Source organism: Bifidobacterium sp. ESL0820, from assembly GCF_052606235.1.
Genome location: NZ_CP199594.1, coordinates 293,804 through 320,545, shown reverse-complemented (window position 1 = coordinate 320,545; position 26,742 = coordinate 293,804). Strand labels below are relative to the sequence as shown.

General features: G+C 59.2%; 15 protein-coding genes. 10 read left to right on the top strand and 5 right to left on the bottom strand.

All coding sequences use genetic code 11. The features are described from left to right. The first annotated feature begins 551 nt into the window (after positions 1 to 551). The 6 genes from ACUIAH_RS01325 (at position 552) to ACUIAH_RS01300 (ending at position 13,938) form a co-directional block, all read left to right on the top strand. Complete coding sequence (locus tag ACUIAH_RS01325) at positions 552 to 3,056, top strand: InlB B-repeat-containing protein (protein WP_445341145.1); 2,505 nt, start codon at positions 552 to 554, stop codon at positions 3,054 to 3,056. Between the two features lie 508 nt (positions 3,057 to 3,564). Further along, the gene (locus ACUIAH_RS01320) at positions 3,565 to 7,164 is read left to right on the top strand and encodes an RCC1 domain-containing protein (protein ID WP_445341144.1); all 3,600 of its coding nucleotides are present in this window, start codon (positions 3,565 to 3,567) and stop codon (positions 7,162 to 7,164) included. Positions 7,165 to 7,640: 476 nt separating this feature from the next. After that, a complete protein-coding gene (locus ACUIAH_RS01315; RefSeq protein WP_445341143.1) occupies positions 7,641 to 8,678 on the top strand; it encodes a LacI family DNA-binding transcriptional regulator in 1,038 nt (345 codons plus the stop codon). A gap of 54 nt (positions 8,679 to 8,732) precedes the next feature. After that, the gene (locus ACUIAH_RS01310) at positions 8,733 to 9,716 is read left to right on the top strand and encodes a ribokinase (RefSeq protein WP_445341142.1); all 984 of its coding nucleotides are present in this window, start codon (positions 8,733 to 8,735) and stop codon (positions 9,714 to 9,716) included. Positions 9,717 to 10,131: 415 nt separating this feature from the next. After that, positions 10,132 to 12,864 carry a DUF7134 domain-containing protein gene (locus ACUIAH_RS01305; protein ID WP_445341141.1) on the top strand — a complete coding sequence of 911 codons (2,733 nt, stop codon included), beginning with the start codon at positions 10,132 to 10,134 and terminating at the stop codon, positions 12,862 to 12,864. Positions 12,865 to 13,248: 384 nt separating this feature from the next. Then, entirely contained in the window at positions 13,249 to 13,938 is a 690-nt protein-coding gene (locus ACUIAH_RS01300; protein ID WP_445341140.1) for a response regulator, read from the top strand. A 19-nt stretch (positions 13,939 to 13,957) separates the two neighbouring features. On the opposite strand, the gene ACUIAH_RS01295 is transcribed toward ACUIAH_RS01300, so the two are convergent. Next, on the bottom strand, positions 13,958 to 16,606 hold the full coding sequence (locus tag ACUIAH_RS01295) for an FtsX-like permease family protein (RefSeq protein WP_445341139.1): 2,649 nt from the start codon (positions 16,604 to 16,606) through the stop codon (positions 13,958 to 13,960). A gap of 32 nt (positions 16,607 to 16,638) precedes the next feature. Next, complete coding sequence (locus tag ACUIAH_RS01290) at positions 16,639 to 17,523, bottom strand: ABC transporter ATP-binding protein (protein WP_445341138.1); 885 nt, start codon at positions 17,521 to 17,523, stop codon at positions 16,639 to 16,641. 88 nt (positions 17,524 to 17,611) lie between these two features. On the opposite strand from ACUIAH_RS01290, the gene ACUIAH_RS01285 reads away from it, so the two are divergent. After that, positions 17,612 to 17,806 carry a hypothetical protein gene (locus ACUIAH_RS01285; RefSeq protein WP_445341137.1) on the top strand — a complete coding sequence of 65 codons (195 nt, stop codon included), beginning with the start codon at positions 17,612 to 17,614 and terminating at the stop codon, positions 17,804 to 17,806. Positions 17,807 to 17,966: 160 nt separating this feature from the next. Here the strand turns inward: ACUIAH_RS01285 and ACUIAH_RS01280 are convergent, their stop codons facing one another. From ACUIAH_RS01280 to ACUIAH_RS01270, 3 genes are all read right to left on the bottom strand, one after another. Next, positions 17,967 to 20,660: an ABC transporter permease gene (locus ACUIAH_RS01280; protein ID WP_445341136.1), complete on the bottom strand. Its 2,694-nt coding sequence runs from the start codon at positions 20,658 to 20,660 to the stop codon at positions 17,967 to 17,969. 10 nt (positions 20,661 to 20,670) lie between these two features. After that, the gene (locus ACUIAH_RS01275) at positions 20,671 to 21,558 is read right to left on the bottom strand and encodes an ABC transporter ATP-binding protein (protein ID WP_445341135.1); all 888 of its coding nucleotides are present in this window, start codon (positions 21,556 to 21,558) and stop codon (positions 20,671 to 20,673) included. Between the two features lie 192 nt (positions 21,559 to 21,750). Beyond that, a complete protein-coding gene (locus ACUIAH_RS01270; protein WP_024626493.1) occupies positions 21,751 to 23,070 on the bottom strand; it encodes an O-acetylhomoserine aminocarboxypropyltransferase/cysteine synthase family protein in 1,320 nt (439 codons plus the stop codon). Between the two features lie 267 nt (positions 23,071 to 23,337). On the opposite strand from ACUIAH_RS01270, the gene ACUIAH_RS01265 reads away from it, so the two are divergent. From ACUIAH_RS01265 to ACUIAH_RS01255, 3 genes are all read left to right on the top strand, one after another. Beyond that, on the top strand, positions 23,338 to 24,228 hold the full coding sequence (locus tag ACUIAH_RS01265; protein ID WP_445341134.1) for a pyridoxamine kinase: 891 nt from the start codon (positions 23,338 to 23,340) through the stop codon (positions 24,226 to 24,228). A gap of 264 nt (positions 24,229 to 24,492) precedes the next feature. Continuing rightward, positions 24,493 to 25,116, top strand: coding sequence for a TetR/AcrR family transcriptional regulator (locus ACUIAH_RS01260; protein WP_313837903.1), 624 nt, complete (start codon positions 24,493 to 24,495; stop codon positions 25,114 to 25,116). Positions 25,117 to 25,198: 82 nt separating this feature from the next. Next, positions 25,199 to 26,194: a DUF5692 family protein gene (locus ACUIAH_RS01255; protein ID WP_445341133.1), complete on the top strand. Its 996-nt coding sequence runs from the start codon at positions 25,199 to 25,201 to the stop codon at positions 26,192 to 26,194. Positions 26,195 to 26,742: the final 548 nt, after the last annotated feature.

The window sequence follows — 26,742 nt, the reverse complement described above, 5'->3', positions numbered from 1 at the left end:
CTGATGCCTGCAGGTTGCAATGGTATGATTTTTGTGGGGATGTTGAGGGGTCTTTCGTCTTCTGACTGTATCAGCGCAATTGGCGCCAGATCCGCCTTGAATGGCCGAGAGACTCCTCTGCAAGTAAGACGTAGCAGTGGTGTTGGCCGGCCGTTGGGAAATAACAGATGGCAGGCAAGCCTGTTGTTGGGGAAGAGGTTTGTAAGTCATGCGTATAAGCTCCCGATTGCGTTCGCTGACGTTCGCGATTATTCTTATGCTGCTCCTGTCAGGCTTGGGCATGGTCGAAGCCGAAGCTGAAACCGACGCTGGTACTGAATCTATGTTTATCGGGGGGGGGGGGGGGGGGTCGTCAGACCCCTCGCGTAGCTAAGCAAACCCCCGCCACTCTTCCCAGCAGCACAACCGGCACGCCGCTTCCCTCGCCCTCGCCCCTGAGCCCCACGACATCAAGCCCAAACACCCCGTCATCGCCGACAAATAGTCCAAGCAGTGCAGACTCCGCTTCAACCAGGCCATCCCGGCAGACAGATGATCAGGCCGCGCACACGGTGCGCTTCGATCCGGCCGACGGAAGCAAACCCACCCAAGCGACCGTGAAGACCGGAACCCTCGCATCACCTCCGCAAAAGAACCCGCAACGTGAGGGCTTCCGGTTCGACGGGTGGACGCTTGATGACCAGCCCTTCGATTTCCAGACCCCCATCCTGCTAGACACGACGCTGACCGCCCGTTGGACCAAGGCCACGGACTGGACTCTGAGCCCGAACCACGGACCCTCCTCAGGTACACAGCTGACCGTCAGTCCGCCCGACAAGAAAAAACCCTATTACACGAGCATCCACACGGCAGGCAGCCAGTTTGTCGGCCTGACCGGCGACGGCAACATCTACGTTTGGGCACAAGACAGCACACCAAAACAGGTTCCTCTCCCTGCCCAGGCTCCCGAAGGGTTCCACTACCTGCAAGCCGCAGCCGGCAGCCAGTGGCAGACGGTCCTCGGATCCGACCAGCACATCTACACCTGGACCAGCCAACAGCCCACGCCCACCATCCTCGATACTGATGGGAACATCAGGTTCACCAGCATCAGCACAAGCGACGACCGGTTGCTGGCCGTGGACCAACAGGGCCGTGTCCACATCTTCCAGGTCAGCCAGGCCGACAGCCGGAACATGAAACCCACTGAGCACTCCACGATCAGCCTGCCCGGGCAAGCTCAGGCGACACTGGCCGTCGCCTCCCCCAGCCGGACTCTCATCGTGGACGCGGACGGGCAGGCATGGTCATGGAAGCCAGGCCAGGCAGGAAACACGAAGCCGTCACCCATCATGCAGGACCGGGGCGTGCGCATCATCCAGACTGCAGCCCTCAACCAGGGGCTGCTCCTGCTGGACGCTGACGGGCAGACCTGGTACCTGGCCGACAACGCGACCAGTGCCAAAGCCGTCAACCTGCCAGAAAGCACGAAAGCCAATCGGATCAGCGCCAGCAATGACCAAGCCATCATCACAGACAAGGACGACCGCCTCTGGTTCCGGAAGTCAGGCGAGGCACCCACGCGCGCAGACAGCGGGAACCAGCACTATCTGCAGGCAGTCCGCATCGGCAGCAGAATCGCCGCCCTAGACAGGCAGGGAAGCCTATGCCAGTGGAGCATCGACACCCAAGGCCAGCCCGGCAAGCCGGCAAAAATCGACTCCACCACAGCGCCCACCCTGGAATCAGCCAGCCTGGATGGCCAAGACTTGACACTCAGCAAGACCGGCGATGCCTGGCAGGCAGATGTCCCCGCCCGCGATCCCGGGCCGGCCGTCATCACCATCACCGGCATGCAGGACGATAAGCCCTTCACCAAGAGCCTCAATTACACCGTCGACCAGCCGCTGTTAAGGGATGCTCAACAGGATTCCACCCACACGATCACCTTCGATACAGCAGGAGGAAGCCAGGCACCCCAACCCCAGCAAGTCGGCTACCCCTACGGTAGGGTGAAGCGGCCCTCCCCCGACCCGACGCGCAATGGTTACCAGTTCTACGGATGGTTCATCGACAACGTCGCCTACGACTTCAGCAAGCCTGTGACCAAAGACCTCAGACTTACTGCCCATTGGTCGTCAAACAAGTGGACAATAAGCCCTGATACGGGCAGTCAAATCGGCGGTGAAAGGACCACCATTACCCCACCAACCAATACAAACGGTATCAAGTTCAACCAGATCAGCAGCTCAAACACTGGTTCATTCTCCCTGGCTGTGGGCAGCGACGGGAACGCATACGCCTGGGGAGACAACACGTATGGCCAGCTTGGCGACGGGACGGCCAAAAACTCCAGATATACGCCGGTCATGGTTCAGAAACCTGATCGCAAGACGTATCCAGACCTGCCAACGAATTTCACCTACGTACAGGTCAGCGCCGGAGGCCGGCATTCGATAGCCCTGGGCAGCGACGGATACGCATACGCCTGGGGATACAACAGCTCTGGCCAACTCGGCAATAACACGAAAACGGATTCGCATGTTCCTGTGCCCGCGCGTGACCCCGCCAACCCTACTGATACGAGCAAAGGACTGAAAGCCACAAAGATCAGTGCTGGATACTGGCATTCGCTGGCCGTGGGCAGTGATGGATACGTGTACGCCTGGGGAAACAACGGAAACGGTCGGCTCGGCGACGGTACCACCAACGGCAAGTTAGTTCCCGTGTCGGTGATGTTCAACCCGCAGCCGGTGATCGCCGCAGCCAAGTTCGACACCAGCCCTGGCACGCATCTGACTCCTGTCAGCAACAGCAACAGCGCCACAGTGCTCACGCCTGCACATCTGCCAGGCACGGTCACGGTCAGCGTCGACTACACGATGGGCGGCGCAGGAAACACGCTGACCGACACATCTCTCACATACACATACACGCCTGCAGGTGTGCTCCCCCAGGCCGGCGGTGAGGGCATTCTGCTGGCCCTGGCCACCGGCATGACCGGCATGGGTGGGGTGCTGGCATCCCGCCGCCACCGGAGGGAAACACGCCAACTGTCACAAGCTTCGCCCGAGTAAGAGAGGCCGGGGGCGATGCATCAATCCCCCCGCCCCCGGCCTACACAGGGGAAGGGGACAGGGAGGAACGTGTCCATCAAGGCTTAAACCTCAAGAGAGCCGACACCCCCTCCCGCGCCCCCACCACAGTTTTATCTGCTGGAGTTCAGGGCAGGCATGCACACCCATATTCAAAAAAGGGAGAGAAACAGAGAAACACAGACAGGCCGACATATGAAGCTTACAGTACTCAGTCAGGAAAGTCGCTGTTCATTCCCTACAACCTCATAATTTCGTAAACAATCGCTTTTCCCCAATTGCCACGCTCATTGTCGCCGGACGATTGGTTCTGGCTTGTGTGTTGTCTGCGGACTGGGTGGTAGGGTGAAAAGCGGGGGATGTCGAGAAGACGACTGGCTTGCGCCATTAACTCATGCAATTTGATGCAGGGTTGACGTTGGCAGGTAGAACTTTGAATAGGCAAGCGGTATTGATACCGCTTGGTGTTTGGTGAAGGGGTTTTGGTTTCATGCATCTGGTTTCCCGTCTGCGTCGCATCATGGCGATGATGACCGTCCTGATCAGCCTGCTGGCAGGCCTGGGCGTCGCATCCGCCCAGGCGGACGCTCCCATACTCACCGGGGGGGGGGGGGGTCGTCAGACCCCTCGCGTAGCTAACCAAACCCCCGGCACTCTCCCCAGCAACGCAACCAACACACCACTACCCACACCATCACCACTGACACCTTCCTCACCGTTAAGCACCACCACACCAAACCCGGACACCCCGTCATCGCCGACAAGCAGCCCAGGCAACACAGGATCCGCTTCAACCAAGCCATCCGATAAGACGGATCATCAAACCGCGCACATGGTGCGCTTTGACCTGGGCGACGGCAGCACACCCACTCAGTCAACCGTGGAAACCGGCACCTTCGCCGCTCCCCCGCAACAGAATCCTCAACGTGAAGGCTTCCGATTCGACGGGTGGACACTCGACAACCAGCCTTTTGACTTCCAGACCCCCATCCTCCAGGACACCACCCTGAAAGCCCAATGGACAAGGATCACGGACTGGACGCTGAGCCCGGACCACGGACCAGCCACCGGCACCAGGCTGACCATCAGCCCACCCAACCGGCAGGAGCCTCAATTCGCCAGCATTCACACTGCAGGAGAGCAGACTCTCGGTCTGACAGGCGACGGCCGCATCTACACATGGACGCAGGACAACACACCCATGCAGGTCCCCTTCCCCGCCCAGGCTCCCGACGGGTTCCACTACCTGCAGGTTGCAGCCGACAACCAATGGCAAGCCGCATTGGGATCCGACCAGCAGCTATACACTTGGACCAGCGGACAACCCACGCCCACTATCCTCGACACCAGCCAGAACACCAAGTTCACCAGCATCAGCATCAGCGACAAGCAACTCCTCACCTTAGATTGGCAGGGACAGATCCACGCTCTCCAATACAGCCAAACCAACAGACAGAATCAGAATCCGAAACTCATACGGCAGACCGCAACCAGCCTGCCCGGGCAGAGGCAGGCCGTCATCGCCGTGGGCTCAGACAGCCGTGTCCTCATCGTGGGTGCGGACGGGCAGGCCTGGACCTGTGATGCGAGCAACACTGTAAAAGTCAAGCCTGAACGCATTAGGCAGGAACCGAATATGCGCATTATCCAGGCCCAAGCCCTCAACCGGGGGTTCCTCTTCCTGGACTCGAATGGACAAGCCTATTATCTGGCCGATGGCAAGAACAGCATCACTGCTGTCAGCCTACCCGACAGCGAGCAGATCGGCAGAATCAACAGCAGCGGCGATCAGGCCACGATCATCGACAAAGATAGTCACGTATGGGCCTGGAAGCCGGGCGAAATCCCCGTGCGGTCTGACGACGGGAGCTGGCAGTACATGCAGGCCGTCAAAGCCGGCAGCAGAGTCACAGCCATCAGCAGGCAGGGCAGCATGTTCGCGTGGAGCCTGGACGGACAGGGCCGGCCCGGCAAGCCAGCCAGACTAGACACCACAGCCAGACTCGACACCACAGCCGCGCCCATCTTGGAAACAGCCAGCATGGACAGCCAACCGCTCAAACTCACCAAGAACAACAACTCATGGCAGACAGGCATACCCGCGCATAAGCCAGGGCCAGCCGCCATCACCATCACCGGCAGGCAGGACGGCCAGCCCTTCACTAGAAGCCTCAAGTACACGGTCGACCAGACGCTGACCAGAAGCGCCGAACCACGATCCACGCTCACGGTCCGATTCGACACGGACGGCGGAAAACCCGAACCCACAGACCAGAGTTTCCCCGCCCTGGACGGCAGGGTGAAGCGCCCCTCACCCGACCCGTCGCGCCAAGGCTTCCTGTTCGACGGGTGGTTCATCGGGCAGGTCGCCTACGACTTCAGCAAGCCCGTCACCAAGAATCTCACCCTGACCGCCCACTGGTCGCCCGAAAGCCGGAACACCAAGTGGAGCATCAGCCCTGACAAGGGCAGCCAGCTGGGCAGGGAACCCGCCACCATCACCCCGCCGGACAGCACCAACCGGGGCATCAGGTTCAACCAGGTCAGCGCTGGAAACTCTCATTCGCTGGCCCTGGGCAGCGACGGCAACGCCTACGCGTGGGGAAACAACAACTATGGCCAGCTCGGCAACGGGACCAGTACCAGCTATCGGTCTACGCCGGTCAGGGTAGAGAAGCCTGCAGGAGCGCCGGCAGATTTCACCTATGCGCAGGTCAGCGCTGGACACTCTCATTCGCTGGCCATGGGCAGCGACGGCAACGCCTACGCGTGGGGAAACAACAACTATGGCCAGCTCGGCAACGGGACCAGTACCAGCTATCGGTCTACGCCGGTCAGGGTAGAGAAGCCTGCAGGAGCGCCGGCAGATTTCACCTATGCGCAGATTAGTGCCGGACAAAATTATTCGCTGGCCATGGGCAGCGACGGATACGCCTACGCCTGGGGAACCAACAACCGTGGACAACTCGGCGACGGGACGACCACCGACCGGTCTACGCCGGTCAAAGTGGGAAAGCCTGCAGGCAAGCTTGCGGATTTCACCTACGTGCAGGTCAGCGCCGGAGCCCTTCATTCGTTAGCATTAGGCAGCGACGGATACGCCTACGCCTGGGGATACAACGGCGTCTATGGTCGACTAGGCAACGACAACGCCAACGGCAGCAGCGTATCTTCGTATTCGTCTGTTCCGGTGCGCGTGCGCGACCCCGCCAGCCCCACCAACGCGAGCAGAGGAATACAAGCCACACAGGTGAGCGCCGGAGGCGATCACTCGCTAGCTGTAGGCAGCGACGGATACGCCTACGCCTGGGGATTGAACGACAGCGGCCAGCTCGGTAACAACACCGCCAGCTCTTCGCCTGTTCCTGTGCGCGTGCGCGACCCCAGCAGCCCCACGATCACAAGCAAAGGTTTGAAAGCCATACAGGTCAGCGCCGGAGGCTCTCATTCGCTGGCCGAGGGCAGCGACGGCAACGCCTACGCGTGGGGAAACAACACGTACGGCCAGATCGGCAACAACACCACCAATGACTCGAGTGTTCCGGTGCGCGTGCGCGACCCGGCCAACCCCACCGACAGGAGCAAAGGACTGCAAGCCGCACAGGTCAGCGCCGGATACGCTCATTCGCTGGCCGTGGGCGGCGACGGCAACGCCTACGCCTGGGGATACAACTACTATGGCCAGCTCGGCAACGACAGCATCCCCACAGGGGCAAATAACAGTAAAGGCAGGAGTCCTGTTCCTGTGCCGGTGATGTTCAACCTGGCTCTGGTGATCACCGGCGTCAGGTTCGACCAGACCCCCGTGTCAGGCCTGACGCGCGGCGACGGCGGCAGCGTCAGCGTGACCACGCCCGCACACCAGCCGGGCACGGTCACCGTCAGCGTGGACTACACGCTGGGCGGCGCACCCCAAACGCCCGACACCTCCCTCAGGTACACGTACCTGCCAGCAGGCGTGCTCCCCCAGGCAGGCGGGGAGGGCATCCTGCTCGCCCTGGCCACCGGCATGACCGGCATGGGCGGGGTCCTCGCCTCACGCCGCCACCGGAGGGAACAACGCCGACTGTCACACGCTTCGCACGAGTAAGAGCGGCCGGGCGGCGTATCAATCCCCCCGCCCCCGGCCCATACAGGGGGAGCAGGGAGGACAAGTGCCACTTAAAGGCTCAACCCCAAGAGAGCCGACACATCCCTCCCGCGCCCCCACCACACTTCCGCAGGCAGCAGCCGAAGGCAGGCATACACGCCCCCGACCCAGCCCGGGAGAGGAGGAAACACGGCCAGGTCGGCCAGCAGGCCTAACAGCCACCAGCCAGCCTGGCCGCTGTTCATCTCCCTATCCCAGCATAATCGCGCAAGCAGCAGCTTCGTCTCCGCGCATTCAGCCTTGCTCACATTCACCCATAGCCAAGCCTCGACGGGCCATGCTGTGAAAGTTGCGGTATCGTTACCGCACTGATATAACTGAAGGCTGTCAGAACCGTTCGCCTGCCCATGGCGGCGGTCAGGCAACCGCCGAGGTCGGCAGTCCGGCCCGGCGGCCGACCACTTCGACGAAAGGCCATGATGGCGTACGCGACGATCAGGGATGTGGCCCAACGGGCCGGTGTGTCCGTATCGACGGTCTCCCGAGCCCTCAACGACTCCGGGCGCATCTCCCCCGCCACACGACAGCGCATCAACCAGGTCATCCACGACCTGCACTATGTGCCGGACTCCCGGGCCCGGTCCATGCACTCCGCCCATTCGCGCACCATCGGCCTGCTCATCCCCGACATCCGCAACTCCTACTTCGCGGACCTGGCCTACCTGATCCAGGGCCAGCTGCTCAACCACGGCTTCCAGACCCTGATCTGCACCTCCACCCAGGGCGACCCCGGCGAAGACCGGGCCCAGGTGCGCAACCTGCTGGGCCAGCACATCGACGGAGCCATCATCGTGCCCGGGCCGCGTTCCTCGCACACCCTGGAGGAGCTAACCCGACGCGGACTGCCCCTGGTCTGCGTGGACCGTGCCGCCGAGGGTGCCGCCGGACACGACGGGCGGGCCATCCCCTGCGTGGACGCCGACCCCGAGCCCGGCCTGAGGCAGGCCCTTGAGGATCTGCACGCCCAGGGCCACCGACGCATCACCCTGGTGCCCGGACCCCTCAAGGAATCGGCCACCTTCCGCGAACGCCTGGACGTCTACCGGGACCTGCTGGCAAGCATCGAGGGCATGGACGACCCTCTGGCCGACCAGGTAGAGCCCGGCACTTTCGACCCCGACATGATCGACCTCTGGGCCCGGCAGGGCATCACCGGCGTGCTCTTCGGATCCTCCCTGGATGCCATACGCGCCATCAAAACGGCCCAGTCGCGAGCAATCAGCATCGGCGAGGACCTGTCCATGGTCACCTTCGACGACCTGCCCGTCTTCCGCATCCTGACCCCGGCCGTGTCGACCATCTCCCAGCAGATCGACACCATGGGGACCCGCTGCGTGGACATGCTCCTGGCTCTGATGGCAGGCTCGCCCGTGCGGTCGGTCCGGCTGCAGACCAGCTACCGCCACTGCGCCTCGGTGGGTCGCCCGCCCGCGCACACCGGCCAGGATCCCTGAACATGTCACAGCGTGATCATCAAGGCGGACAAGCTCATCAAGGAACGGAGAAACATGATTCAAGATATGGCGGCGGCACCCGACCAGGTGCTCAAGGGACTGGATGCCATCACGGGGTCCATCTCGGTGGTCGGGTCCATGAATGCGGACTACACCGTCAACACTGACCGGCTGCCCAAGCCCGGCGAGACCATCAACGGCGGTCCCCTGCAGGTGCTGCCCGGGGGCAAGTCGGCCAACCAGGCGGCGACCGCGGCCCGCATCGGCGCCCAGGTCAGGCTCTTCGGGGCCGTGGGATCCGACTCCAACGCCGACTTCCTGCTGGGGCAGCTGGGCAACGCCGGGGTGGACGTCTCCCATGTGATGACCGTGCCGGGAGCCAGCGGAACCACAGTCATCACCGTGGATGCGCGCGGCGAGAACACCATCGTCTACTCCCCAGGCTCCAACGGCAAGGTGGATGTGGACTACGCCCACCGCTCCCGCCAGGCCCTGACCTCGGCCAAGGTGCTGGGGCTGTGCCTGGAGAGCCCCATCGAGACGGTCACCGAGGCCGCGCGCATGGGCCACGAGGCCGGCATGACCGTGCTGCTCAACGATTCCCCCTTCCGCGCCGACCTGCCCGCCAACCTGATCGCCAACTCGGACCTGATCCTGGTCAACGAGCATGAGATGGCCCAGCTGCTGGGCATCGACGAGCCCGAGGACGGCGACTGGCTGGGGGCCGACTGGGACCGGATCAACCAGACCATGCAGGACTTCGGCTTCCACCGGGCCATCGTCACCCTAGGCGGCGAGGGGTCCATGGTGCTGGATCAGGGCCGGACCTACCGGATTCACGCCGTGCATGTGGACGCCGTGGACACCACCGGCTGCGGGGACGCCTTCATGGGCACCGTGCTGGCCGGCCTGGCCTCCGATATGACCCTGGTTGAGGCCGCCCAGCTGGCCTCCTACGTCTCCGCCTACGCCGCCACCGGGCAAGGGGCGCAGGCCTCCTACGGCACGGCCGAGCAGATTCGGCTGCGTTTCTCCTGAGACTGGGTGCCCTCCCCTGCGTTGTCAGGCCGACGAACCGTTGCGGAATGCACGACGATTCGTCGGCCTGACTGGTATCTGTGGAATACAGGCTGGATGGATGGATATGGGGTGCATACTTGTTGCCGGCTGCCAATTGCCGGCTGCCAATTGCCAGTTGAGCACAAATGTGGAATCCATATGGAATCCATACTCATTGCCGACTGAGCGCAAGTCTGCGATCTGCTCTTACTGCCTACTGAATCCAAGCGCGGAATCCGAGTTTGTTGCCAGTAAAGCCATCCGAGGGTTGGGATGTGCGTTTGGGCAGCATATGTCTCGGCCGTGCATGCTATGCAGAAAGCCATTCCATATTTGACCACATCATCCCTCGGACTGATGGCACCTCCCTCCGCCCCCGAATAGTGTTGATTCCATGAGCACAGTCAGTCAAACAGCGCAGCGACCAATCACCAGGTCCAATAATCGAATGCTGCTGACTGACGCTCTCTTCGCCATCCTTCTGTTGCTTCTATTGAGTGGCTCCACCGCCAATCTCAAAGATGGGGCCCTGATCCCCTTGCAGGAAAACCTAATCCTGATGTGGACGGTCCTGCTCATAGCTCCTGTCGTTATCCGTCGTCGATTCCCCGACCTGGCAGCCTGGCTCTTCGTTGCTGTGGCTCTGGCTCAGCTTTTCTTGGGGCCAGCCATCATGCCCGCCGACGCAGTCTGCCTGGTGATGGTCTATTCATGTCTGCTCTACGGACGCCCATCCTTGCGTCGACTCTACCTGACCTTGGCCTGGGTCATGACGCCTCTATCCTGCCTTATCTTTACATTGGTCGATTTGGGGTTTCTGCCTCCGGGCAGAGCACAGCCGGACCGCGCCTCTATGTGGCCGATCTCATTCAGAGAACTGGCGACCACCTTCCTATCGAATTTTCTGATCGAAGCGCTCTTACTGCTCGTAGCCATCGTCGCAGCCTACTGGACGCGGACCAGGCGAGATGCCCTTGACGAGGCCCGGCGACGCAACCATGCCCTGGCCCTGCAGGCAGAACAGAGCGCCGCCCTGTCTGCCAGTGCTGAGCGGGCCCGCATAGCCCGTGACATGCACGATGTCGTCGCCCACACACTGTCCATCGTCATCGTGCAGGCCGATGCCGGCAGATACGCAGCCACTGCCAATATGAGCCTGGCCCTCAAGACCATGCGCACCATCGATCAAGAGAGCCGTCGAGCCCTACGCGAGCTGAGCTCTCTCTTCGGCAAACTCAAATCACCGACCAACCTAGCGGCCGCAACCAGCCAAAAAACATCGGATTCTCCTCCCGGCCAGCACCCGTCTTCCCCACCACCAACCGACCCTGCCGACATCCATATCCTTGACCAATCTCAAGCAACTGCCCAAACGAATTCCCCTCGTCAATCCGCAAACGCTGATAATCCGAATCCAGCCGGAACAGATTGCACTCAGCCAAGTCAAGCCAGCGACTATCTTCACACAAGCAAAGAGACTTCAGCTGCTAATACTGCCAAGGCCAACGTTGATACGGCCGACGATGCGTATATTTGGCCCTCAGGTGCCACCTCTTCAAGCAATCCGTCGACCAGCTACGAATCATGGACAAACTTGATAGATGCCGCCCAACTTGCTCAGCCAGAATCTCAATTCAACCGACGCCTCGAAGGCCGACCCCACCCAGAAAAGTTGGATCGCAGCCGCGCCATAACTGCTTATCGGATCCTTCAAGAAGCCTTGACCAATGTTCGCAAGCATGCCGCCCCAGCTTCGGATGTGCAGATTGAAGAACAGTGGCTCACAGACGGTCTGTGCCTCACCATTGACGACCACCCACTCAGCCATGCCATTACCAATTCAGATTCTCCGCCGGAGATGGACCGACCTGAGCATTCAGGTTTCGGCCTTTTGGGAATGCGCGAACGACTGACTTCCCTGGGAGGCAGCCTTCAAGCTGGCCCCAAGCCAGAAGGCGGTTACCACATCCAGGCATGGATTCCTTTTGCTGCTCCGCCAAAACCCGACCCTGAAGCAGGAATACATGCCAACCGACAAATGCAATGGTCCCTGCGTTCAATTGTCTCCACGCTCTTCGTTTGGTTCCAACGCCATCCGTTGACGGCCGACCTGGGTCTGGTAATCGGAGTCGTTTTGGTAGAAAATCCAGGTCAAGCTCTTGCTATAGCACCTGTCACTCCCCAATATGATCCAGGCCGGCCAGCAAGAATCATTGCCACACTAGCTATCGCTTTGCCTCTGATTGTGCGCAGGGTCCGTCCAGGCTTTTGCGCCGCTATAGTGGCTGCTGTCGCCGCCCTGCTACTGCTCTTCTCGCCCTGGCTGCCGGAAGCTGCAGTCTTGTCCCCAATTGCCGTCTATTCAGCAATGGTTTACGGTAAAAACTCCACCAGGCGCTGGGTTCCGTTCGCGGTCATCACGGATATGGTTTTGTGGGTTGTCAGATGTGCAGCCAATACCCAAGGGTGTCCCACCATTTTGTCCTACATGACAAAAGGACCGGCAGAAGCCTCTTTTTCTGCATCCCATTTAGTGCTTTTCATAGTGATGGCCGCACCGGCCTTGATCTGTCTGCTGACCATTCTGATTGCCTCACGCCGACGCACTCGTGGTTCGGTTCTGCTTCTCCAGCAGGAACGCGAGCGCGCGCTAAACCAGACCTTGCAGGAAAGCCAGGCTCTGGCAGCCAATCAAGAGCGGGAACTCATCGGCGCCACCATGCAGGTAGAGGTGGCCGCCACACTGAATACAGTCATTGCATCCACTGGCAAAGCCATCGCCGAGTTGAACGATTACCAAGTCAAGGGGGTGGACCCTCCCCCAGAGCAGGTAGCACAAGCCTTCGGCGACATTGCAACCCAAGGACGCCAGGCCCTGGCTCGTATGCGACAACTACTCACAGTCCTGCGTCACAGTTCCAGCACTGATTCGCACTCAAACACTGACACCACCGACGTGTCAGACGAGAGCCCCAATTCAGACAGGAACCATATGGTCGATCCCACCCACAAGACCACACCTTCGCCGGCTCTTCACCCAGCCAAACCCCTGCCAGTAGATCTTGACGATCAGCCTGACAACCCTCCGCAACATTCGCAACAGGATAAGGAATCAAAGCATGTCTAATCGGACCAACCGGACTCCAGACATGAGCGTTCTTGATGATGTACACCTCCTATGGCGAGCACACAGGAAATGGATACACAGGAAACGTACACAGCAGGCAATCAGCCCACCGGAAGAATGGAGCATTCTATGAATAACGAACCTGATGATCAGCCCAGGCCAGGAGTCAGTAACCGAAACGGCTCACTTCACCATTTGGTAGTGGCTCCGTCAACAGTTATTTCGGTAACAATCACTCAGACAACCATCGCTTAGACAACACCCAATCAAACAGCGATTACCTTGGCTACAAATTGTAACCTGTCGCAATTCCTAGCCACGCTCGACTCAGATAAAATCGGATGGTGGCGCTGACCATCATTTAGCGGAAAGAAGCAGGAAGTTATGGAACGGACCGAACCCATCAGCGTTGCCATCGTGGATGATCAGGATCTGGTCCGGGCTGGCTTTGCCATGGTCATCGGCTCCCAGGATGACATGACCGTGGTTGGCCAAGGCGCAGACGGCGAGCAAGCAGTGGACCTGGCTTCGCGCCTGCGGCCTGATGTGATCCTCATGGATGTCCGAATGCCCGGCATGGATGGTTTGACAGCCACCCGCCGGATCACTGCTCTGTCGCCTGACCGTCCGGAGCCCAGGGTCATTGTGCTGACCACCTTCGATCTTGACGAATACGTCATGGCTGCTATAAAAGCCGGCGCATCAGGATTTCTGCTCAAGGATACCGAGCCTGAAACCCTCTTGTCCTCCGTCCGTACAGTTCACCAGGGCAATGCGATCATCGCCCCTTCGGCTACAAAACGCTTGATCGAGCATATGGCTCATGACATGCCTGGGACCGAATCCATGCCTTCGGGATCGACCTATCGCGATCCCGAAGCAGACCTACTCACTGACCGCGAGCTGCAGGTTCTGGTTCACATAGCCCAAGGCCTGAGCAACCAGGAGATTGCCGACAATCTGGGAATCTCACTGCCCACGGTGAAAACCCATGTCACTCATATTCTTCAGAAAATCAATGCCCGCGACCGTGTCCAAGCAGTGGTCTTCGCTTACGAAAACCATCTGGTATGAACCAGGCCATCAGCCGGCATCAATCGTCACTGAGCGCCTCAATGGGTGAAACCCTGACTGCCTCCCTGGCTGGCAGCACACTGGCTGCCACCGCAGCCAGCAAGGCCACCGGCAGTATCAGCGCAAAAGCCGACCATGGCACGGTGAAGGTCACGGATCCTAAGGGCACAAAGACCTGATAGGCTCCTATCCACCCGAATAGCATTCCTAGAACGATTCCAGCCAGACTGGCTCCTAGGGCAATCATGCAGGCTTCGACTCCCAAGGATCGGCGAACCTGGACGCTGCTCATGCCGATTGCTCTGAGTGTGGCGGTCTCACGACGGCGTTCCAGCACCGACATCATCAAAGTGTTGGAGACCCCTATGAGGGCAATGATGACGGCAACGCCCAGCAATGCCACCATGATCGCCAACAAGGAATCGATTCTTTCGCCCCATAGCCTCTTTTGCGTCAGCCCACCGCTGATAGCCATGTCATCATGCTCTCCGACAGCCTGACGTATGTCATCCAAGAGCAGTGCGGCATCGCGATCTCCTTGCGTCCTGATCCAGATTTCATGCGCCTTGGTGTTTATCCCAGCGACATTCCGGGAGTCCGTGATTGCATAGACGCCACTGGTGTCCAGCCCGCCGAATCCTGCAAAGACCCCAGTCAATGTTCTTCTTGCAACTGCCTCTTTTCCACGTTCATCGTCCGTCTGAGGATCAGCTATCGATAACTTCAACTGACTTCCATCCCGGTAACCGGAATGCCGGGAAATCGTTCTGGTCGATACCAGCAGTGCATCCGACTTTTGCGTATCTGGACCCAGATCGGCATGAAGCACACGCCTGATACGTGAAGCAACCAAGGCATAGACAGTCATGGAATCTTGTGAGGGGCCTCCCGACTCGACCTTGGCACTGAATCGCTGCACCAGCTCTGCATCAGCGACACCTTTGATACGCTGAATGGCCCGCACATTATTCTTATTCAGCCCCTGACCAGATATTTCAATATCCAAGGAATAACGCTGATCAATATCCTTGGCCAAGGTCCGTTTAGTGGTTACCGCACCTGTAGCCAGAGTGGAAACCAGGGTTACGCCAATCAGGAGAGCAACACCTGTGGCAGCGACTCGTGAGGGATTTCGAGCGATATTCGCCACTCCAACCTTGCAAGATGGTCCAATCCGGGACACAGACCTACCCAGGCAACGCAGAAGAGCTGGAATCCACCGACGCGCACCGGTCAGCGCACCCAGGAAAATCAGCAAAACACCCAATACCGCGAGACCCAGCAAGAGTTCCTGCTGATTAGTGGTCTGGACTGTATCGCCAGTGTTTGTCCTGACTAGCTCCCTGACACGCCAAGAAGACCAGATCACGACAGCTATGCCGATGACCGCCAACAGGATGCTGATCAGCAAACCGGTCCGTTTCCTGCTTCCTTGCTCCTGATAATCCACTGGCTGCAGGGCTTCAAGCGGTCTGACTTTGATAGCCGTACGCGTAGACCCAAAGGCAGCCACCAAGGTTGCCAGAACGCCAAGCGCAAATGGAACCAAAAGGGCAGCAGGAGTAAGCAGAAGTGCAAGTTTCATGGTGCCTGAATGCAAACCAAGGCAACCGGCAAGACCCATCAAGCCCATGGCCAGCAGGATGCCAATCAAGGACGATATGACACCAAGGAGCAGGGCCTGCTGCAGCACGCCTAACCTGATTTGCCGTCGATCCGCACCAATAACCCTCAGCAGGGCCAGATACCTGCGCTGTCTGGCCACCATGATCTGGAAGGTGTTGGCAATCACCAAGGCAGCCACCACCATGGCCAGCACACCGAAAGTCATGAGGAAGACAGTCATGATGTTCACGCCATTGCCGGTCTGCTCACTGAGCAGCCTGTCCTCCATTACGCGACGGTCCTCCAGCCGGTATCCGTCGGGAACGTATCGACTGATCTCATGCAGAGTGTTCTGAAGTTCCTTGCCTTGGCCATCAACCTGCAGATAGACGTTTTCCACAGGAGGGGACGCCGGTCCAACCATTCCCGCCTTAGTCAGCAGGCGATCAATCCGAGAACCCGTCAGCACCACAGCTCCGCCGAAGTCGTCGTACTGTCCACCACGGCTCTTGCTGATGCCTGAGATGGTCAAGTCTACAGTGCCTTGGTAAACAAGGCTCTCTTTATTTGAAGAATCCTGAGCACTGTCACTTTCTGGCAGCATCAACGGGGACAGATGGAGGTGCACCTTATCCCCAAGGCCCGCCCGGAGCCTGTCGGCGACGGAACGTGGGAGTGCCACCTGATCGTCTGAATCCGGCCATTGTCCCCGATCCAAATCGATAGGCATGAGCTCCTGGCTGGCACCCATAATCGCCAGAATCCCCTTGCTGGACTGACCGTTTGCTTCCGTATCCACCATGAGGTTGACATCGGGGCGCAGACCACGAACCCCATGCAGTTTCGACAGCCCCCTGCTGTCGAACTCGTCGAACAGAATTGGCTTATCCTGATCCCTTCTGGAGGTCACAGCATAATTGGCTTGACCGGCATCCATACTGATCTCGCGGCGCATGGAGGCGTTCGCCACGTTGCCAAAAAGGAGTGTCAGGCACATAAAGAGGGTGCCGATCACGATGGCCAGACCAGCCGGCATCATCATTCGTGCATCGCGCTTCATCATCGTACGGGTTATCCGCCACACAATGCACCCCCCTAGTCCTGTACCTGGGAATAGCCAGCAGCGCCAGCCGAAACTTGTTCAGCCAGAAGATCGTTCATGGCTTTCACCGTCGGATTCTGTCGGTCCGCAACGATCTGTCCGTCGGCAAAGACCAGCGCACGGTCGGCATAGGATGCGGCATAGGCATCATGGGTGACCATGATGACGGTCTGATTCAGCTCACGTACGGAATCGCGCAGGAACTTCAGAACACCAGTGCTTGCGGCCAGGTCCAGGTTCCCCGTCGGTTCGTCCGCGAAGACCAGACCGGGTTTGGTTATCAGCGCTCTGGCGATGGCGACCCGCTGCTGCTGTCCCCCGGATAATTCACCGGGAAGATGGTCCAGCCTCTCCGACAAACCCAGCGTCTCTACCAGCTGCTCCATCCACGAGTTGTCGGGCCGAACGCCATCCAGTACCAGCGGCATGAGGATGTTCTGTTTGGCCGTGAACATAGGCAGCAGGTTGAAGCTCTGGAAGATGAATCCCAGATGTCGCCGCCTGATCAGGGTCAGCTGACGGTCGTCCAGTCGTGTCAGATCGACTCGGCCAGCCTGATCAATCGATGGATGATGACGATGTCTACTCTTCGGGCACAGAAGATCAGCGGCCATATAGACATGACCAGAGGTGACAGTATCTAGACCGGCTAGAACGTGCATAAGCGTTGACTTGCCCGAACCTGAAGGCCCCATGATGGCCGTGAACTGGCCTTGCTCGAAATTCACGTCGATTCCGCGCAGGGCATGGACAGCACTCGAACCTTGCCCATAATCCTTGGTCAGCTGCCTGGCGCTGACGGCCGGTGGTCCCGCAACGCCTGGGCCTGCACTGTCGATTAACCCTTGCGAAGACGCGGTATCCGTTTTGTGCTGCATGGTGCTCCTTATCCGTCAGGAAGCCTTTCTCCCGTCTGCTTCTGACCCTATGCGGCTATCAGCTGCCGCGATATGGTCCCTAGGAGGGATGAAAAGAATCAATCTTACGGATGAGTGCGTTGAAAAACTCTTCCTGTTAGGCTGGCACCATCCAAATCAACGCGGGGCGGCGGGGATGGACATCCGGGAGATGAAGAACATCATGTTCAGCGCAAAAGACGTGAGCCTCAAGACACGCAACCATCGGATCAATGGATTGCAACAGTTACCTCGATCCCCTTGATTGACTCCGGGAATATCAAGGTCCCTTCGCTCAAGCCGGCTCCCTTCCAAGCAGCATCAGTAAAGACGGCATCTGGGGAGACAAATCAATCATTCCCGGCGCCGACCAAGGCGCGCTGGGATAAAGGCTGGTGCTTATGATGCGCGCTGGTTGCTTGCCGTCATTCCTCAGCAAGAGCCACAACCGGTGGAGTCCGGTTGACACGTCTTGCTGGCAGGACGCTTGCCAGGATCGCCGCTACAAGCGCCACCACCAGAATCACCAGTCCAGTGGACCAGGGAATGGGGAAAGCCACAGTCCCCAGAGAGGAGAAGATCTCATAGGCTGCAGCCCAGCCGAAGAGCAGACCCAGGACCATGCCAGACAAGGACGACCCCAGGGCTATCAGCCCTGATTCCACAGCCAGGGACCGTCTGATCTGCTTGCGTGTCATTCCAATTGCCCGCAGGGTGGCGGACTCTCGCCGGCGTTCCAACACCGAAAGGGAAAGCGTGTTGGCCACGCCAATCAATGCGATGGCAACTGCCACCGCCAGCAGGGCCAGGATAATCATGAGCAGGTTGTCGATGGTCCGGTCCCACTGTTGCTTCTCAGCCAGCCCGCCCTTCACAGAAACAGCCGAATACCCAGAAAGTGCACTCTTCACCTTGTCTATGAACTCCGAGACTGTTGGCGAGCCATCGACCTTGGCCCAGATCTGCACGGTCTGAGGCTGAGCGCCATTGAGTGAGGATGAGTCAGTCAGGCCATATAAGTCACTGGCATCAATCCCCTGGAAGGGCGCATAGACACTGGTCACGAAGAGTCTTTGAGCCACCGTTGCGGATCCGCCTTGAGCGTCGCCTTGAATCGGGTTGAGTATATTGAGCCCTAAGTTCCCGCCGTCGTGAAAATCCTTCTGTTTGTCCATGAGGCTTTTGGGAAGCAGCAGGGCATCTTGTCCAGAAAAATCCTGGCCGACCTTGGCATTCAGGAGGCGATCGATCTTGTTTGAATCCAGGGCGAAAATAGTCATTCCTGCACCGTTCTCGCCGCCTGATTTGACCATGGCAGCATACTGGGGCACTAGTTCGGCCTGCGCGACCCCGTCGATCCGTCGAATGGCGTTCAAAGCCTTGGTATCCAGGCCATCGGCGCTGATCTGCAGATCGACCGAGTAGTGCTCATCCATCATGTCGGCCATGGTCTGCTTGGCGCTGGCAGCACCTGTAGTCAGGGTGGCTACCAGCGTTACGCCGATCAGGAGGGCGGTGCCTGTTGCCGCCACACGGGAATGATTCCGTGCAATGTTAGCCACGGCGATTGTGGACGAGGGCCCAATCCGCGAAACCAGGGATCCGACTCCCTTGAGCATGAAAGGAATCCAACGATTGGCACTAAGAAGGATACCTAGGAAGGCAAGGACAATGCCGATGACAGCCATGGCAGCGACGATATTCGGCCCGTCTCCGGATGCCTTGCTGGCCTTGTCTGCCGTGACATTGAGCCTGACATGCCAGAGAGACCAGACCGTCATGGTGATGCCCAGCAGAATCATGACCACGCTGACAAACAGTCGTATTCTGCTCGTCCGCTTGTTCTGCAAAAGATCGGCAGGCCTCAGCGCCTCCAAAGGACTGACCCTGGTGGCGGCCAATGAAGACCCCAGGGAGGCCAAAACCGTAACGACGATGCCGAAAACGAGAGGCACCAGGATAACTGCCGGAGTCAGCTTCAATTGGAAATAGAGGGAACTCGTATGAGCCTTGGCTGCACCCAGAATGGCCATGATTCCGATAGCGGCGCCGACCCCGATCAGGGAAGCCACAGCGCCCAGGATGATGGAACGCATCAGGACGCTGGTCCTGACCTGGCTCTTATTGGCGCCAATCGTCCTCAGGAGGGCCAGGTAGCGACGTTGCCGAGCGACCATGACCTGGAAAGTGTTGGCTATGACGGTGGCAGCCACGAACATGGCCAACGTGCCAAAGACCAGAAGGAAGGTGGTCACGGGGTTTTGGGAACCGCCGAGCGCGGTCTTGACCAGTCGGTCCTCCATAGTGTGACGGTCTTCAAGGGAATAGCCGGAAGGCATGAGCTTGCGCAAAGAGGCCAGACTCCCATCGAGGTCGCTGCCCTGCCCGCCAACATTCAGGTAGATGTTCTGGGCATACAGGTTACCCATGTTGCCAAGACCTGCTGTAGCCATCAAAGCATCTACGGTCTTGGGGGTCAGCACGATTGCGCCGCCCGACTCGCCAAACTCGCCGCCCTCGTTGCCCTGGTTCGAACTGACCCCCGACAAGGTCAGGGGCCTCGATACGAACCTACCCGCAACCTGGTCAGCGCTGGCTTGCCCTTTCGGCCCAAGGTCCTCAGAAATATACAGCATGTTAGGCGACAGGTTCAGATTCACCTTGTCACCCAGGGAAAGCTTGAGCCTGGACACAGTCGGCCCGGGTAGGACCACCTGGTCATCAGCACTGGGCCAGGATCCCTTGGACAGACCAACCGGCATCAGCGATGAATCCGCCATAGGAATGGCAATCACGCTCTCGCTCTTGACCTTGCCGGCGCGGACATCCACCATGAGCTGGGCGTCTGATCTGACTGCGTGAACGCCTGAGACTTTTGCCAGCTCCTCTGTTTTGAAGTCCTTCACCCTTTTCTGCTCTGAATGGTTGCCTTCCGCTGGGATGATGGCGTAGTTGGCCTGGGCAGCATCGGATGAGACCATACGCCGCATGGAAACATCCATAGTGTTGCCGAAGAGGAAGGTCATGGCGATAAACAGTGTTCCGACGACAATGGCGATGCCGGCGGGAACCATCATGCCCAGGTCATGCCGCATCATTTTTCTAGCAACGAACCACATAAGCGTTCCCTCAGCGATGAGCAGCCGAGTCAGCTGTAGCTGTAGAGGCCATGACTTCCTCGGAGAGCAAGACATTCATGGAATCCATAGTGGGTCTGTCCTGGTCTGCCACGATTCGCCCATCCGCAAATACCAAAGCCCGGTCGGCAAAGGAGGCCGCAAAGACATCATGCGTGACCATGATGATGGTCTGCCCCAACTCGCGGACCGAATCCCGCAGGAAGCTGAGCACTTCGGTCGAAGAGGCCGTGTCCAGGTTTCCGGTGGGTTCGTCTGCAAAGACAATGGAAGGTTTGGTGATGAGGGCCCTGGCGATGGCCACACGTTGCTGTTGACCGCCAGAAAGCTCGCTGGGTCGGTGGCTCAGCCTCTCCTCCAGGCCCAGGGTCTTGGCCAGAACATCCAACCAGGCTGTGTCTGGCTTGGCCCCATCCAGGATCAGAGGCATGAGGATGTTCTGCTTGGCCGTAAACATGGGCAGGAGGTTGAAACTCTGGAAAATGAAGCCCAGACTCTGGCGCCTCAAGAGGGTCAGCTGATTGTCGTTGAGCTTGGTCAGGTCGACCACTCCCCTCCGCCCTCCATGACGGCTGGTCCGCCTGCCCTTCACCCCGGCAGCATCGGCGTTCAGGTAGACGTGTCCGGAGGTAACGGTGTCCAAGCCGGCCAAGGTATGCATAAGGGTGGACTTGCCCGACCCGGAGGGACCCATGATGACCGTGAACCTGCCCTGTTCGAATTCGACATCAACGCCCCGCAGGGCATGGACCAGGTTCTCCCCACTGCCATAATCCTTGGTCAGCCCCTTGGCCTTGATGGCCACCTGAGCTATCTGCCTCGGTTTCCCCGCACCGGACGACGGATCGGAAGACGCCCTCGTCTTTGCTCCATGTTTCATGCCTCCATCTTACCTACCGCAATATTGCCGCCTTACTGGTCAGGTGCTGTCTGCCACTGGAGAAGGAAGGGGAGGCATATGCAAAGGTGCCCATCGAAACGTAATGAGGTTTCGACAGGCACCTTCTGCTTCTGTGCCTTCTCGGTCATGTATCACGCGTATACGGGACCAGGAAGGAAGTGTGATTGCCGGCTACTTGGCCAGACCGGACTCCTTCAATGCCTGGAAGGCACCCTTGAGGTCGTCCAGAATGTCCTCGATGTTCTCTGTGCCGATGGAGAGCCTGATGGTACCGGGATGGATGGCCTGATCCTCCAGCTCCTCCGGCGTCTCCTGGGAGTGGGTGGTCGATGCCGGGTGGATGGCCAGCGACTTCACATCAGCCACGTTGGCCAGGAGGGAGAAGAGATGCAGGTTGTTGATGAAGACCCTGGCCGCATCCTTGCCGCCCTTCAGATCGAAGGTGAAGATGGAGCCGGCGCCGTTGGGGAAGTAGCGCTTGTAGAGCTCGTGGTCGGGACGGCCCTCGATGGCCGGGTGGCTGACCGACTCCACCTCCGGCACGGTCTGCAGGTAATCCACCACCTTCAAGGCGTTCTCGACGTGGCGCTCAACCCTCAGCGAGAGCGTCTCGGTCCCCTGCAGGAGGAGGAAGGCCGCAAAGGGCGAGATGACGGCGCCGGTGTCGCGCAGGAGGATGGCGCGAATGCGGGTGACGAAGGCCGCAGCCCCAAGATCCTGGTAGAAGCGCAGACCGTGGTAGCTGGGGTCAGGCTCGGTCAGGGTGGGGAACTTGCCGGGCACTGCCGCCCAGTCGAACTTGCCGCCTTCCACGACGACCCCGCCCAGGGTGGTGCCATGGCCGCCGATGAACTTGGTGGCCGATTCCACGACGATGTCAGCACCGTGCTCCAGCGGACGGAAGAGGTAAGGAGTGGCAAACGTGTTGTCGACGATCACCGGCAGGTTGTGGTCATGGGCGATCTTGGAGATGGCCTCGAAGTCGGGCAGGTCGGCGTTGGGGTTGCCGAAGGTCTCGAAGAAGACCAGCTTGGTGTTCTCCTGGATGGCCGATTCGAAGTTGGACGGGTCCGAAGGGTCCACGAAGGTGGTCTCTACACCATCGCGGGGCAGGGTGTGCTTGAGGAGGTTGAAGGTGCCGCCGTAGATGTTCTTGGAGGACACAATATGGTCCCCGGTCTGGGTGATGTTCCGGAAGGCATACTCCACCGCTGCCGCTCCCGAGGCCACGGCCAAGCCTGCGGTGCCGTTCTCCAGGGCGGCGATCCTGTCCTCGAAGACCCCCTGGGTGGAGTTGGTCAGACGGCCGTAGATGTTGCCCGGGTCCTTCAGCGCAAACCGGGCCTCGGCATGGTCGAAGTCGTGGAAGACGTAGCTGGTGGTGGCGTAGATGGGCACGGCCCGGGAATCAGTGGCTGGGTCGGCCTGCTCCTGGCCCACGTGGAGCTGAAGCGTCTCGAAATGGTACTTGTGCGGGTTCTGGTCGGTCATGTCGATTCCTATCTGTTGGTGACGTGCGTCCTCGTCCATGTTCTTGAATGTGACCATAAGCGGCACAAGCCCACCTGTTCAAGCCAGAAGGGACTTTTCGGTATCGTCCTTTTTTATAACAGCTTCCAAAAGGTTGAAAACTGGCCTTTTTTATCTCGCTATTGCACACGCGGCGGTGCCCGTTTAACCCCTCCGCTGTAGAGTCGAGTAAGCGACGGAGAAGGCTCCGCTGCGAACAGCCACAGCAGGCATGAAGGAGTTCAAAAGATGGCCGGACAGACGGACGATCAGAACAGGCTCTACCAGCGCGACAGCAAGTACATTCCCCGAGTCGCCGCTGTGCATGACATGTGCGGGTATGGCAAGTGCTCGCTGACGGCCGCCATCCCCATCCTTTCGGCAGCCGGATGCGACGTTTGCCCGGTGCCCACAGCCCTGTTCAGCGCGCACACCATGTTCAAGGACTATACTTTCCACGACACCACCGAGATGCTGCCGGGATACCTGGATGCCTGGCAGAAGGAGGGCGTCGAACTGGACGGGATCTACAGCGGGTTTCTGGGCAGCGCCGAGCAGGTCGACATCATTCAGCGCATGTATCGGGAATACCCCAAGGCTCTGCGGCTGGTCGACCCGGTCATGGGCGACGGCGGATCCATGTACCCCACCTACACCGAGGAAATGTGCCGGGCCGTGACCAACCTGGTCGATGGAGCCGACCTGCTCATGCCCAACCTGACCGAGGTCAGCCTGCTGACCGGCATCGACTACGAAGGCCAGGACCTTGACGATGCCCAGGTTGGTCAGCGTCTGGGCCGCCTGCTGGACATGGGCGCGAAAAACGTCATCATCAAGGGCATCGACCGGAAGGACGGCAAGCTGCGCAACTTCGTGGCCTCGGCAGATCATGGCGGAGTCAGCGAGCGCACCGAGCTGGTCCACGACAAGCTGCCCTTCATGATCCACGGAACCGGCGATGCCTTTGCATCCAGCCTCTGCGGGGCGCTCTTTGCAGGACGAGGCCTGGCCGATGCCGCCCGGATCGCCGGCGAATTCGTCCGCTCAGCCATGCAGCACACACGCAATCAGCCCGACTATCAGCAGCGCGGTGTCAGCTTCGAGCTGGATCTGGGACAGATGACCGGATTGGTCCGGTAAGGCGGTCACCCGTACCTCAGGTCATAGCATCACAGATTAACTGACCACAGGCCTCTATGGGACCCCGGAGCATTCTCCGCTTCGGGGTCTTCTCATATCCCCTTCCTCTCCGCATGAGGTTAAACAGGGTAGCTGCCTACAGATAGGCGCCTAGACGAAATTGACACTTTGTCAAAGTTGGTTTTATACTTGAGTCGTCAATGTTGACATAGTGTCAAAGTTCAGTTCCTGGGTCGGCAAACTCCGGAAGGACGGGAAGTAACCATGCAGGCATCAGTTACAGAAGACGCGTCAGCTTTCGCACCGCGACGCTCGCACAAGAGGTCCAGAAAAAGCGACGAAATCGTCCAGGCTGTGATCGATATCTGCAGGAATAAGGGATTCTCCCACATCACCATCAAGGACATCGCCAAGCAGGTGGGGATGACCAGATCCCTCTTCTACCACTACTTCCCCGACAAGGAGACGCTGGCCCAAGCCATGGTGGACAAGTCCGTCAACCAGGTCCTGGCCCGGATGGAGGAATGGAACAGGGTGCGGACACCCGGCGACGTCAAGGGAGCACTGGAGACCGTCGTACATGTGGCCCGGTCGATCATCGCCGACAACAGCCCGCTCCGACAGCAGATGATTCACTCCGGCAACGGAGGGCTCTACACGCGATTCGTGGACCAGGTCTCCAAAGCCATAGCCGACTACTTCTGCCAAACAGCAGTTCAGGACTTCGCCAGGCACCACCAGGATCAATTGCCCATCGACCATGTGCGCGAAATGCTGATCGTCCTGATTTCCGGGTTCATCACCCTCCTTAGGGTGCAGCCGGACACCAGCGACGAAACTTTCATCCACATGGCCGCCCAAACGCTCCACTTGGAGCCCTACCTGTAAGGCGACGGCGTCCTTCCCGACATCCGCTGCCAAGAACCAAACCAATGAACACCTGACAGAGAAAAGAAGAAAGGACATCGTCATGTTGTTCCAAGTCTACGGAGCCAACGCCCCTTACCAATGGTTGGGCTGGATTCTTGTCTTCGCATGCCTGATCGGTCTCAACGAGGTCGCCAGGCGGAGCAAGACAGGAGGCATCATCTGCTTCCTGGCCATTCCCGCTGCTCTGACCGCATATTTCCTGACCATCTACGTATCGGCGGCCTTCGGGGCCGATTGGGCGCTGCATAACCCGACCTACGTCCATATGACCAGCTGGTTCCACTATGCCAAGCTCTATGCCGCCACCGCCGGATGCATCGGCTTCATGGCCCTCAAGTACGGATGGGGCAAGATCGGCAAGTCCCACTGGTTCAAGTGCTTCCCTTTCATCATCGTCGCGATCAACATCCTGATCGCCGTGGTCTCCGACTTCGAATCCGCCTTGCGCGGATGGGGCGGAACCTGGGTGTCCACTGAGGGCATCACCTTGATGGGCGGTTGGCACAACATCTTCAATGGGGTGGCGGGCCTGATCAACATCTTCTGCATGACCGGAATCTTCGGCATCTATGCCTCCAAGGACCGTCGCGACATGCTCTGGCCCGACATGACCTGGGTCTTCATCATCTCCTATGACTTGTGGAACTTCTGCTACACCTACAACTGCCTGCCCAACCATGCCTGGTACTGCGGCCTGGCCCTCCTCCTGGCGCCCACCTTCGCCAACTTCCTCTGGAACAAGGGAGGCTGGATCCAGAACCGGGCCAACACCCTGGCCATCTGGTGCATGTTCGCTCAGGTACTGCCCATGTTCCAGGACTACTCGGTCTTCTCAACCCAGTCGGTCAACAAGGCCGGGGTCAACCTGACGGTCTCCATCCTCTCCCTGGCCGCCAACGTGCTCGCACTGGGATACATCCTGGTCCGTGCGCGCCGTCAGCACATCAACCCCTGGACCCAGGAGGTCTTCAAGGGCACCAGGGACTTCGACCAGGCCATCACCCGTACCGACATGAATGTGGTCACCGCGGCCTGATCCCCCTTAACCAGCCCACTAGGCGCTAGATGGATGGTGACGTGGTTTCCCGGGGGTTGCGTCACATCCACCTAGTTCGCTTCAAACCAAGCATCTTTGTCGATCAGAAATCCGATCACTACCTGACCAATCAGCCATGTAGACCATAAGGCAATTGAGGAATAGGAGACCGGATGGTGCTTCTCGAGAAACCATCGGTTGCACCTCCTGGTCTCCTTGAATCCCTGCTTCCCTCATCCGGGTGCATGGCGGCAACGAAGACCATCACAGGCTCTTCTTGTCGTGTTAGCCGACTCCTTTATCAGCCTGTTGCCCCGCATCTCTCTTAATCTCCTTCTCTTGGGCTGCCAGTCTCCGCTTCCATGGTTTCTGTTTCCTTGGTTTTCGCTTTCCCCCTTCTCTGTTTTCAACTCTCTTTCAATGCTTTTCTTCTTTTGCCTCTGCCGCCTCTGCCTGATGCAGAGATAAGCGCAATAGGTACAGCGTCTGCATCGTCAATCCACTCGTTCATCCACTTTCATGTGTGCGCAGGTTCATTCGACCACATG